This is a genomic window from Gilliamella sp. Occ4-3 (genome assembly GCF_001690675.1).
Lineage (GTDB): Bacteria > Pseudomonadota > Gammaproteobacteria > Enterobacterales > Orbaceae > Gilliamella > Gilliamella bombi.
The window spans coordinates 1-13363 of sequence record NZ_LZHR01000029.1 but is presented as its reverse complement, the minus strand read 5'-3'; the positions used below and the strand labels follow the sequence as shown (position 1 = coordinate 13363).

Sequence of the window (13363 nt, the reverse complement as noted above, 5' to 3'; positions counted from 1 at the left end):
TCCTTTTTATACAAACATTTCGTTTAAATAAGCTTGTTTGATATTTTTTAATTTATCTAATTTTTTTTGTTCTAATGCAATTTTATCATCGAGTAATTTAAAGAAATTACCGATTTTGGTTTGTTCTGTGATATTAGTTAACAGAACGGTAAAAGTTTCGACTTCTTTCTTTGATACTGAAGGTATATTTGCAGCCTGTTGATTTTGTGTAAAAAAATGTTGATTTCTTTTCAATGAATAAAAAAGATAGTCAATTGATAATAACGTATTATTTATTATGTTTATAGAATAACAACTATTTCCTGCCCAATATCTATTCCTAACAATATTTATAAAACCAGCATTTGCACCTCTTGCACTTATAACTATTTTGTTAGCCTCATTATTAAACTCATCATAGAACCCCGTATACGAAATACCTCCATTATAAACAGGATAAGGACTATTTGGGTTTTGTTTAGTTTTAATAACAAACTCCCCAATAGTTGTTTTAGTTATTTCTTCTAATTTTTTTTCTTTCCAACTAATATTAAATCCAGTAAACCGCAATCTAGGCTTTAATTCCCCCTCATTCGGAAACATTTCCCTCAGATAGGCAGATTTTAGGGTTTTGGCTTTTTCTAGTTTTTTTTGTTGAGTATTAATAAGGTTATCAAGTTTTTTAAAGAATTCGCCTATTTGGGTTTGTTCTTTTAGATTTGGTAATGTAATTGGCATTTTAGCCAATTGTTTTCCTGAAATTTCAGTAAACGTTGAACCAGCGCCGTTTATCTCTCCATATTTTTTTAATTCTTTACTTCTTGAATAAATGAAATAAGAATTTAACTTATTTTTATCAGGAACTATAGATTGAAATCCTTGATTAGTGCATCCTTCTTTGGCAAGAATAGCTGTATTTCCAATCCCTGCTCTAGAAGTATATAAGATTGAACCAATCGGTAGAATCTTAGCAGAACTTTTTTCTAGCCCTAATTGAGTTATCTTTTTTTCACTATTATTCAGATATATTTGTTCACCAATTTCTGTTGGAGAATACCAATCTATATTACCATTCCAAAAAGCTTTAATATTTGTACTAGGTGTTCCACCACCAATAATATCGGCTATGTCCCCTAATTGTATAATATTCCAATGGCTAGCTCCCTCAAACCCCTTAAACCGCCGCTTAGGAATTAATTTTTTACTTTCACTCATTGCGTTACCACCAGATCTTGCATCATCGCTTGTAACTCGGCTTCGAGTTGTTCGATTTCTTTATCAATCGAAGTTAAGGTATCTTGATAACGTTCGTTTAACATTTGCAGGGTTTTTAATTCGGCTTTAATCGGTTTTTCGATTAATTCGCTCAGTAATGCAATGGTATTACCAAACCATTTTTTGTACATTAGTGTGTTAATTTCTTGATCCGTTAAGCTTAAAATTCGTTCTTGCACTGCTTCTTTTAATGCCAATTCTTCCGTTTTGATTTTTTTACTTAATGTCGATTTTTGGCTGATTAATTTATCGACTTTTTTAAGTATTAAATAGGCTTCACTATCTTTGGGTGTATCTTTTAACTCTTGTTTGAGTTTTTTATTATCAAATGAGTCTAATGGTTCGTCGTCATCGTTCTTTTTCAACGATTCATACAGCGCATCGTACTCAGGGCTGTCTTCCACTTTGGCCGCTTCAATAAGATCCGCAAGTTCGCTTTCTAGCGTTTGGATTTGCTGTTTATTGTTGTCGATATTGGTTAGCTCATCGGCATATAATTCACGAGCAATTAATTCGCTTGGGATTAGACTGCTGATAAAGCCGTCTTGCTCAGACCGTTTTTTCGCACCGCTACCTTTGTTAACCATATTCGGTACTCGGTTACGTGCTGCGGTATAAAAATTAGTTTTAGGCGCTGAAATAATTTCAATATCATGCAGTAATGCATTTTGCCAAATTTCGGCAATAATCTGATAGCCGTCATAGATATCAAGATGATTAAAGCTAGCTAGTAGGCTTTTTATGTCGTTTAACATCGCTTCCATTAGCGGGTGAATCTGCTCAGGATCATTAATTGCAATGATTTGTGACCAATAGCGCTCTATATAAGCTTGCGTTTGCTGCGCTAATTGCGCCGATTGCTGTCGTATCCGTTCATCATTTAAGATTTTAGTGCTTAATTCGCTAATCTCTTCTTTTAAGGTGAAATATTGCGGACGCACAGGTGTTAATGCTGCCTGTAATAAGTCGGGCGTGGTGGCACGGATAACGGCAAGTTGTTCAATATTGTGCTGTGGTATGCCACCTAATAGATGACCTTCAACATCGTGGGCAATATCATCGTCAATAGCATCGATATAACGGGGTATATTCAAGTTATATTCGTTAGCAATAATCTCTTGGCGATTGGCTAAATGGCTATAACCTGCTTGCGCTTGGCGTGATACATAAGTATCAACAATTCTGGCAATGTCCTTTTCTTGCAAGACGTTTTGCTTACCGACTTTTATAAAGGTATTTGAGGCATCAATGATTAATACCGGATCAGTCAGTTGACTGATTCTTTTTTAACACTAAAATAACAACGGGAATGCCAGTGTTGGTAAAAAGATTACTTGGCAAGCCAATTACAGTGTCGATATAGTTTTTTTCTAATAATCGTTTGCGGATTTCGCCTTCAGCCGCGCCACGGAATAAGATCCCATGTGGCAGTACGATCGTCATAGTGCCACTTTGCCCTAAATGGAATAGTCCATGTAATAAAAAGGCAAAGTCACCTTTTGAATCGGGCGGTAATACGCCAGCTATTTCAAAACGGGGATCGCTGACTTTTAATCCTGCGCGATTCCAGTTTTTGACTGAATAAGGCGGATTCATTACCACCGCATCAAATTGGACGCCCTCACAAGGGCGCTCAGGATCTTCTGGCCAATCATGGGCTAAAGTATCGCCATTTCTAATAGTCATTTTATTGGGTTTGACTTCATGCAGTAATAAATTCATCCGCACCAAATTATAAGTAGCGGTATTTTTTTCTTGACCGTAATAGGTTAAGCTTTGTTGCGCTTGTTTCGTTAAATGTTTTTTAACAGTTAGTAACAATGAGCCTGACCCCACCGTTGGATCATAAATTGAACGAATATTTGGCGTTTTGGCGGCAATTTGTGCCATTACTTCACTCACTTGACGTGGTGTATAGAATTCTCCCGCTTTTTTACCCGCTTCCATGGCAAATTGCCCAATCAGGTATTCATAAGCATCGCCTAATACATCGCCTTTTTGTAAAGCGACCATATCAAGATCGGCAAATAATAAGATTAAGGCTTTAATATTTTTACTGCGCTCATGTAAATTACTACCAAGTGCAGTATCGGTTAAATCTAAGGTTGAATTAGAAAACAGATTCTTAAAGTCATCGGCATCTTTGCTATTGGCAATTGAACGTTCAAAGTGATTTAAGCTGTCGATCACTTTTTGCACTTCAAAATTACCTTTATTTATATCTTCAATCCAAGTTTGATAAAGGTGTTCGGGTAAAACATAATAACCTAGTGTATTTTGCAGCATGCTTTCTAATTGAGGACCACGTTCAGCCATGCTTTTATGATAATTAGCGATAAGCTCGGACTGCGTGATCTCATCTCTGGTTATCATCATTTTAAATGATGATAATGTTTTATCGCTTAAAAATTTATAAAACATTAAACCTAACATATAGTCTTTATAACGACTGGCATCCATCGAACCACGCAGTTCATTGGCACCATCCCATAAGCGACTTTTAATCTCTTCAGATGTAATCACAACGTTCAACCTCATTAACTCATTTACTTTGGCATGAAAGTATCATCGGTTTATTTTTGATTTATCCCATAGCCAACACAATTGCGTCGTATTTTAGCGGTAATTAGTTTCAAATCCTAGCTAAATAAGTAAAAACCCATACCATATAGAAATCACTCAAGTTTTTTACAATAATTTGGGAACGATTGTAATGAATATAAAATATAACGCCTTTTCATAAAGAAAAAATGACTATCACTGATTGGGTTAAACGTTTTATAGAGTGATACGAAATTAGAATTGAGATATGGAATAATCTATAGAAAAACGCCGAGTTGTTTGCACTTCATAGGTTAAAATAATCCTCTAAAAACTCATAAGGTATTTTTCCAAAAATCACTTTATTCGGTTTAGCGATATTATAAAAATTAATAAAGCGTTCAAGTTTTTGTTTTCTACCTTTTGAATCGCTAAATATTTGCTGATTATGCCACATCGCAATTCAAAGTTCGTGTTACTCTTTCGGCTTTCCATTTGTTTGTGGGTAGGCTGCTTTGGTGAATTTTTGATTAATAAGGTAGTTATGACTCATTTTTATTTTCTCACTTTTTAAGATGTTCACCACTGCTGTTTATTTTCCCATACTACTTTATTCAAAAATAAACACATAAAAATTATAGAAGCATTGATTTATTTAATTTGTATAGATAGAATCATATTTTTAATATATCCAAAATAAATAATAACTTATAATGAAAAAATTAACTTTATTGAGCTGTTATCTTTTCTTACTACTACCACTAAAAGCGCAAGCTGTCGTTGTAAATGATGTTACAGGTATGACACCAGTACAAGCATCTGCGGTTATGCAACCAGAATCGACTCAACAGGTCTCTGAACTAGTTAAAAATACCTCTGGTCCAATTAGTATAGCTGGTGGCAAATACAGCATGGGTGGACAAACAGCAATAAACAATGGAATTCAAATAGATACACAAAAACTCAACCATGTGATTGATTTCAACCCTGAAAAGAAACTTTTAACCATTGAAACAGGCGCAACTTGGCGTCAAGTACAGGAATTGATTGATCCCTACAATTTATCGGTAAAAATCATGCAAAGCTATGCCAATTTTAGTATTGGTGGTTCACTTAGTGTAAATGTGCATGGGCGTTATATTGGAGAAGGCCCTATGATTTTATCTGTTGAGAAGTTCAAAATTGTCCTTGCTGATGGCGCTATTGTCGAAGCCAGTCCAAAAGAAAATCAAGATATATTTTATGGCGCTATCGGCGGTTATGGTGGATTAGGCGTAATTACAGAAGTCACTTTGCAACTTGTTGATAATGTTAAAGTAAAACGCATTAGCGATGTTATGCCAATTGCCAAGTATTACCCATATTTTATGCAACAGATTTGTTCTGACAAAAGTGCCATATTCCACAACTCGGTAATTTACCCACCAGATTTTGAAAAAGTTCGTGCTGTCACTTTTAAAGAAACACAAGAACCATTGACTATTTTGGACAGATTACGCCCAACTGACCAATATTCGTTTGAACAGGAACAAAAAATAAAAATTGTTGCCTCATCAAATTTAGGCAAGCATTTACGTAAATTGTATGATGATATAGATTATACAAAACAACCAGTAATGTGGCGTAATTATGAAGCCAGTTATGATGTGTCGAATTTACAGCCAATTAAAAGCAAAAATAAAAGTTTTGCTCTAGAGGAGTATTTTATCCCCATAGAGCGGTTTGAGGATTTTTACCCTGAATTAATTGCTATCCTAAAAAAACATCAGGCCAATGTAATTAATATTTCGATTCGTCATGCAAATCCTGATAGCGGTTCATTACTAGCATGGGCTAATACCGAAGTGTTTGCTTTTGTTATTTATTATCAACAAGATACTGATGAACAAAGCAAAAAGAAAGTAGGAATCTGGACACGAGAATTAATCGATGCAGTATTAGCAAAAGGTGGTAGTTATTATTTACCGTATCAATTACATGCAACTGGTGAACAATTTCAGCGCGCATACCCACAAGCAGATCGCTTTTTTAAACTTAAAGCACAATTAGACCCAGAAAATAAATTCAATAACATGCTATTAGATCGATACCACCCTAAAATAATTCAGTAAACAAAATAAGGCATATTTATCTTGTTTATTATTACTATTTAACAATATTGGACGTACTTTTTTTGATCAGTTTTATACTCAAACACCATGTTACCTGAAACTTTTTAACAAGAATGTACGCTTATTTGTAGAATGAATTAAGTTAATTTGTCTTCTAATCAATATAAAGGAGGCTTAGAGCCTCCTTAATTCAAAACAAAAATCTTATATTATTGGTTTTCTGATTTTGCCTTCCAACGTTTAAGTAAAAGTGCATTGGTTACAACGCTAACACTACTTAACGCCATAGCGGCACCAGCTATCATTGGATTTAAAAATCCCAATGCCGCTAGCGGAATACCGATTAAATTATAGAAAAATGCCCAAAATAGATTTTGTTTAATTTTATTATAGGTTCGGCGAGAAATATCGATCGCATCAGCAATTAAAAACAGATTACCACGCATTAGAGTAATACTTGCTGCATGCATAGCCACATCGGTGCCTGTGCCCATAGCAATACCAATATCGGCAGCCGCCAAGGCTGGAGCATCATTAATACCATCTCCTACCATTGCCACCGTCTTATTGCCAGTTATATCTTCACTTTGTTGTAGCTGATAAATATAGTTTGCTTTATCTTGCGGTAATACTTCAGCAATAACCTTATCTAAGCTTAACTGCTGACCCACATAATTAGCTGCTTTCTGGTTATCACCAGTTAACATAACGGTTTTTACATTTAACTGATGTAATGCTTGAATAGCTTTTTCGGCTTCCCCCTTTATTACATCGGCAAAACCCAAGAGTGCTAATATCACCACATTACCTTCTGATTGCTGTTTCGCTAAAAATGAAATGGTATAACCTTTACTCGATAACTGATTAATTTTATCGTCCATACCAACAAAATAGGCATTTAATGATTTCATCCAACGCAAACTACCTAAATAATATTCGGTGTTATCAACGGTTGCCATCACTCCTGAACCAGCTACCGAAGTAATATTTTGAGCATAATGATACTCTTTAGCTTTACTTAAAATAGCTTTAGCAAGTGGATGCTCACTACCTGCTTGTAATGACGCTGCGAGCGATAAAATTTGGTCAGGCGTCTCACTACCCATAACATCCATTTCAACTAATTCTGGTTTACCAATAGTTAATGTGCCTGTTTTATCAAATGCAACCATATTAATATTATGCAGTGTTTCTAATGCCTCGGCATCTTTAATTAAAATACCATGACGAGCAGCCACTCCTGTACCAACCATAATTGCTGTTGGTGTTGCCAAACCTAATGCACAAGGGCAAGCAATCACTAACACAGCCACCGCATGGAGTAATGCTTGTTGCCAATCATGCGATATCACGCCCCAAGCCAATAACGTAACAAGTGCAATCAATAAAATCACTGGCACAAAAATAGCGCTGATGCGATCAACGACTCGTTGGATTGGTGCTTTCTTAGCCTGAGCAGATTCAACCATTTCAATAATTTTGGATAAAGTAGAATCCGCTTGAATCGCTGTGGTTTTAACGATAAGTACCCCTTCGCCATTAATTGTACCGCCAGTAACAACATCATTAACGGCTTTATTTACAGGAAAACTCTCACCTGTTAGCATTGATTCATCACTACTAGATGCACCTTCAATCACAACGCCATCAACTGGAATACGCTCCCCTGGCTTAATAATAACAATATCATCCACTTTAACTTGGTTAATGGGTAAACTGATTTCTTGATTATCACGCCTTACTAAAGCAACATCAGGGCGTAGCGCAGACAGGGCTTCAATTGCTTGTGTTGTTTGATGTTTAGCTCTTGATTCTAACCACTTACCAAGCAAAATTAAGGTAATAATAATAACTGATGATTCAAAATAAAGGTGCTCATCATTGCCCATGATAAGCTGATAAACTGATAACCCATATGCCGCACTAGTACCAATGGCCACTAATAAATCCATATTACCCGACAACGCTTTAGCCGCATTAAAACCGCTTCGATAAAATTTAGCACCAAGTCCAAATTGCACAATAGATGCAATAACCAGTTGTAACCAAGCTGGCATCATCAAATGAAACCCAAAAGGTTCTAATAACATAGGTAACACAAAAGGAATGGCTAAAATAACAGAAATCACAATCGGCCAAATAGGTGCTTGTTTGTTAACTTTCTTTGCACCTGATTGTTGATCTGAAATTTTAATAGCACGATAGCCCGCTTTATCAACCGCAGACATTAATGCTTCAAGTTTAACATGAGTATCTGCATTAATAGTTGCTTTCTCAGTAGCCAGATTAACACTGACATCAGTCACACCATCAACTTTTTTAATTGCTTTTTCTACACGACTAACACAAGAGGCACAACTCATTCCTTCAATATTAAGATGATATTGTATTGTCTTCATAAAATGCAGCCTTAATTTTTATACGATTATTGATTAGTATATACTCAAAATTGATAACAATGCAGAAAAATACTAGACAGATCGCAAGAATTTAACTTGCGATCAAAATAAGAGGAAATAAAAAAGATAACGTTAGTTACGTAATTTTTCGGGCCACTCATTTTGAGTAGAAACTAATAAATCCTTAACAATTCTAGGATTACCCGCAACAACATTGCCCGAAACCATATAATTATTACCACCTGCAAAATCGGTAATAACGCCACCAGCTTCACGCAAAATCAACTCACCGCCAGCAATATCCCATGGTTTTAAGCCAATTTCAAAAAAGCCATCTAAACGACCTGCAGCAACATAGGCAAGATCTAAAGCGGCAGAACCAGTGCGACGAAAATCGCCACATCTAACAAATAATTTTTGTAATACGCCAAAATAACTATCGCTATATTGTTTAGCTTTAAACGGAAAAGCCATTGCCAACACGCTACCGTCTAAATCTTTCGCATTACTCACTCGAATACGATAACCATTAAGTTGAGCGCCTTTACCACGAGCAGCAGTAAACAGCTCATTACTCATTGGATTATAAACAACAGCAATTTCGGTCTTACCTTTAACCCGAGCTGCGATAGACACTGCAAAATGAGGGATATTTTTAATAAAATTGGTCGTACCATCAATTGGGTCAATTATCCACTGAGTATCGGCATCATTACCTTTAGCTAAGCCGCTTTCTTCGGCAATGATAGTATGGTCAGGATAAGCTTTTTTAATTGTTTCAATAATCAAAGCTTCAGCCGCACGATCGGTATTAGTGGCAAAATCATTAGCGCCTTTGGTTTCGATTTCGATTGAACTAGGGTTTTCATAAGCCTTGATGGCTACATTACCTGCTTTACGAGCAGCACGAATAGCAATATTCAGCATCGGATGCATAAATTTATTCCAATTGATGATGTTAAAGAACGAATTATATTAGTATGCCATTTGTCATACTAAAAACTGTTATATAGTATAAAGGTTTTGTGGCTTTATTGCCAGTGTGTGTGGAGTGTTTTTCGGTAAAAAAACAGTTAAGAAAACTTTAATAAAATCATCATCTTTTCTGACTGATTTTTAGTGAAAAATAATTTCTTTTTGTTTTGGTGAATAAAATAGATTGGTGCGGTGGTTTCAGCGTCGGTGGCGGTAGGGGCGGCGCAGTTTTGTGGCGCACAACCCTAAGGATGGCCTAAACTTACGCCGAGGCTTTATTCTTGTCTATATTATCCTCTCACGCACCATAACCACCCCCGCGCCCTAAAGATTAAGAACTAAACGCTAAAAGCTAGGGTGCGGTGCAAAAAACCTGGTTAGTGTGGATAGGGGTGCTGAGGTCGACCATGCCAACCAGGTTGACAACGAAGGGGGCGCGACCTGCTGCGTCGCTTGTCCAGTTGTCGGTGTCGTGTAAGCTTGCTATATCAGCGTAGTACATCATGACGCCCCACTCCGAGAAAAGACCTGCCCCTATGTTACGCTGGTAATGATTACCTGATGAGCTAGGCGTGGCGCTATCTATGCCATTTATACATGGGAACCTATAATTCTCTACACCACACTTCGCATTGGTTAAATCCCTTATCCGTGGCATCCGATAACCAAAACTATTACACCATGTGGTTTGATTAGAATACACATCCTCCCAAGAATCCCGATAGACGAACCACTGCCTCAACACAAAGCCATACATCACCTCATTACCACTTCTATCCCTACCAACCAACTCAAATGTCTGCGGCAAAGATGGCACGGTAATTTGACTAGGACTAGAATTAGAATTATGACTGGGATTCTCCCACCAATATCTTTGCCTTGGACCTGTTAGCTTAACACGGGCGACAACTTGTCCCTTATCTTCATCAGGAATCCAATGCTCAGTATTATTAGGTACAACATTTGTCACTGTTGCAGTAATTCCCTCATGCGTGACTGGTTCCCATGTCAATTCATTTATATCTACTCCACTTATGAGTAAATCAAAATATAAACCATTCATACCAGTGGTCGGAAAATTGAGGTTGTATGATTCAGGATTGGTTGATTGAACTAAAAAGCCCTTATCAGGATTCCATATGTCAGCTGGACCTCTGAAATCATGATTATAATTAACTCTACCCCAATGTAGACATGGCCTTACATAATTGATAACTGGCGACGGTTGTAGCATTATTGCATCACTACGATTACCTGCTCGAGCCTTTTTACCATTCGCCTGTACATTCCATGACAATGACAATAATAACAGTGCTGATACTAGCAGAGCTGTTTTAGGTGATTTAGGTGATTTGAGCGATAATTTCGATAATTCGTTGAGAAATAATTTGGAAGATATAAATAAGTTTCGTGTAAAAACTCGTCGAATAAGATTATTTGATAAACTTAAGACATAGGTTTGCCAGTGCTTGTGCCTTGTGCCTTGTGCCTTGTGCCTAAAATGATAATGCATTATGGTTCACCTGTCAAGTAATTATTTGTTTTATTTATATTTTTATAATTATTTGCTTGTTTAATAAGCTTGTTTCCCTATAGCGTTAAAAGTATAACCATTTAAAAAATGGTTGGCTAGCTTTTTGTTAATTTATTGTAAATAATTGTTCGTGGTGAGGTAAAATAAGATTAGTTGGTCGGCTTTGACTGGTAAAATAAGCGCCTTTTGAAGGTATAAAATCGTTCAGGTAGAGCATTGATTTTATTTATGTTTTCTTTGTGCGTAAAACAAGTGATTATATAGTAAATGCTATTTTTAGTTGTAGAAATTACTCTCATTGTTTACCGTAATTTAAGGAACGACAGCAATGAACATACAAAAAAATCAAACTAAAGATTTATCAATGGTGGCTAAAAGTAATAACAAAGCCTAGCTAGACGACAGTTTCAGGTCGACACCAAACATTTACATATTCCATTTATAACACCTAAAAACCGCATGAAGCATTAAATAATCATCCATTTAATATAAAGGACTAAAATAAACAATGTAATTCTCGGCATGATTTGTGAATATTTACATGACTATTCACTTTTTAGGCTGTATTTTTGTGAGAAACATTCAAGATCTCTATACCATTTGATAATTAATTAAAGTATCGCTGTATCTATTCATTAAAACGTTTGATAGCCATTTTATTAATCAAAATTTACGAAACCAGCCCACCAATAAACGAATGAAAAACCGAAAGCATGATACATACTTTAATTGCAATGTGGCATGATATAAAAAATATTTAACAATACAGAAAATAGAGAACAAAAGTCTAAGCTACTTATTCACATTTATAATATGGTTATACATAAAGCTATTTCTGGTAAAACGCCTTTATGTGTTTAAGCGGGTTATTTTAATCATGAAATATAAATAACCCATTATTTTATTAAAACAATCCTATTTTATAAATGCATCTTTATTGAATAAATAATTAATATCACATTTAAAATATTTTCTATCCTTTACAAATAGCGTAACCTAACCAAGGAGCTTCAGTTGTAAACGTGCTAGTAAAACCATCATGGTTATGTACAACATATGGAAGCTGTACACCTTCAATCACCGAAGAATCCGATGTCCAATATCTAGAGGTAAAATCAGGCGGAGCATAATATTCTTGCCATTCTGAATCAGGGTAAGAAGATTTAGTTGTCCACCCCCATTCACCCAAAATAGAGCCACCTATTACACGAGTATAGCTATTAGACAATCCAGTTAATTCAGCCCCTTGACCTTCATATCGTGGCGAATTTGTTAATTGGGCTCGACTCATCATATTTTGTAAACCTCCACAATGCTGTTGTACAGCATTAAACGATCCTCTAAAATTTTGCGGCACCCCCCAAATAGAAGTTGGGTTAAAACGGTAATCATGAATGACAGAATTATCTCTTTTTAAAGTTGCCCTCACTGTAACAGTTCCTGAGGGTTTACTATTAAGTTTTACTACACCATTTTGATCAATTGCAGCACCTCCTCCTGGGTTATTGATCACTTGATAATGGTAATCCTCTTGTGCTCCTGTCATCACTAATTGAAATTTAGCACCTGGAAACCCTGTTGTTGGGAAAGTGTTTGATGAAACTATTGGCTGTGCTTTAAAACCATAATTAGGTACGTAATCTTGAGTATAACCACCACCAACTAGAGGGTGGCGATTAGCATATTCAGGTCGATTAAAATAATATTCATCTGTTTTTAAATCAACTCCAATCCATTGGTATTCTGGATGCACTATAGTAGAATTCGGTTTAGCATAACAAATTTGCGATTTTGGTGCGATTTGATAAGTTTTAGCTAGGGTAATCTGCTCGCCTTTATCAGGAATTCCGTATGCTGAATGAGCACTAACATTGGTTTTTATGATGAGCTTTAATGGCATTGAAAAGCCACTACCACAACCTATCATTTTTTTCTTATCATTACCTATTATTCTTACACCATTATTGTCATACCACCAATAATTAGTCGATTCAACCTTAAACGGCTTTTGTGGATCGGCACTATCACCATCTATATCGCTGTAATTTTCAACTTTATCTAAGTTTGTTGAAGTATAAATCGCCACTTTAAAATCGTTAAGCGTTAAATTACCATCAAATTCTTTCACTTCACTAGATTTTATAGTGCCACTCGCCTCACTGTAAAAAACACCGTTGACAGTAAAACCATGTTTATCTGCACTCGATAACGCCACCACTTGCGGTGCATTCCCTGTAATAACCTGACTCGAAGTTGCTGTTAGTATTGCATTAGCTGAGCCAACATGTATCCATTGTGATAATAAGATTAAACCCATTATTTGAGCAAGTTTCGGTTTTGAGTGAGCTGTAAGTGTTGTTATTTTGGCAACAAAGTGAGATTTGCAATGGAAGTGTTTAAAACAGAAAGATAACAGTAAAAATAAAACGTTTTGCCGTAATATTAAAGGTGAAATAAAACGATTAACAAAATGCCCGATGCCCGATGCCCGATGCCCGATGCCCGATGCCCGATGCCCGATGCCCGATGCCCGATGCCCGATGCCCGAT

At 36.0% G+C, this 13363-nt stretch carries 5 protein-coding genes and 2 pseudogenes; 1 reads left to right on the top strand and 6 read right to left on the bottom strand.

Going from position 1 to position 13363, the window contains the following annotated elements:
• Positions 1-6: 6 nt before the first annotated feature.
• Positions 7-1194, bottom strand: a complete 1188-nt coding sequence (locus tag A9G44_RS13450; RefSeq protein WP_065609205.1) for a restriction endonuclease subunit S — start codon at positions 1192-1194, stop codon at positions 7-9.
• Positions 1191-3777, bottom strand: a pseudogene (locus A9G44_RS13960) (type I restriction-modification system subunit M). Before A9G44_RS13960 ends, A9G44_RS13450 begins: the two are co-directional and overlap by 4 nt.
• Positions 3778-4508: 731 nt before the next feature.
• Here A9G44_RS13960 and A9G44_RS03455 point away from each other — a divergent pair.
• Positions 4509-5906, top strand: coding sequence for an FAD-binding oxidoreductase (locus tag A9G44_RS03455; protein WP_065609204.1), 1398 nt, complete (start codon positions 4509-4511; stop codon positions 5904-5906).
• Between the two features lie 209 nt (positions 5907-6115).
• On the opposite strand, the gene A9G44_RS03450 is transcribed toward A9G44_RS03455, so the two are convergent.
• The 4 genes and pseudogenes from A9G44_RS03450 to A9G44_RS03435 all read right to left on the bottom strand — a co-directional run.
• Positions 6116-8305 carry a heavy metal translocating P-type ATPase gene (locus A9G44_RS03450; protein ID WP_065609203.1) on the bottom strand — a complete coding sequence of 730 codons (2190 nt, stop codon included), beginning with the start codon at positions 8303-8305 and terminating at the stop codon, positions 6116-6118.
• 132 nt (positions 8306-8437) lie between these two features.
• Complete coding sequence (suhB, locus tag A9G44_RS03445) at positions 8438-9241, bottom strand: inositol-1-monophosphatase (protein ID WP_065590228.1); 804 nt, start codon at positions 9239-9241, stop codon at positions 8438-8440.
• 391 nt (positions 9242-9632) lie between these two features.
• Positions 9633-10793 (bottom strand): hypothetical protein, encoded by a 1161-nt coding sequence (locus A9G44_RS03440; protein WP_065609202.1) that lies wholly within the window; start codon positions 10791-10793, stop codon positions 9633-9635.
• A gap of 994 nt (positions 10794-11787) precedes the next feature.
• A pseudogene (locus A9G44_RS03435) lies at positions 11788-13363 on the bottom strand (hypothetical protein); the annotation flags it as partial.

Bases quoted from the DNA above. Each gene is read 5' to 3' on its own strand.
- A9G44_RS03440 (WP_065609202.1), bottom strand. From the start codon at position 10,793: ATGCATTATCATTTTAGGCACAAGGCACAAGGCACAAGGCACAAGCAC.
- A9G44_RS03450 (WP_065609203.1), bottom strand. From the start codon at position 8,305: ATGAAGACAATACAATATCATCTTAATATTGAAGGAATGAGTTGTGCC.
- A9G44_RS03455 (WP_065609204.1), top strand. From the start codon at position 4,509: ATGAAAAAATTAACTTTATTGAGCTGTTATCTTTTCTTACTACTACCA.
- A9G44_RS13450 (WP_065609205.1), bottom strand. From the start codon at position 1,194: ATGAGTGAAAGTAAAAAATTAATTCCTAAGCGGCGGTTTAAGGGGTTT.
- suhB (WP_065590228.1), bottom strand. From the start codon at position 9,241: ATGCATCCGATGCTGAATATTGCTATTCGTGCTGCTCGTAAAGCAGGT.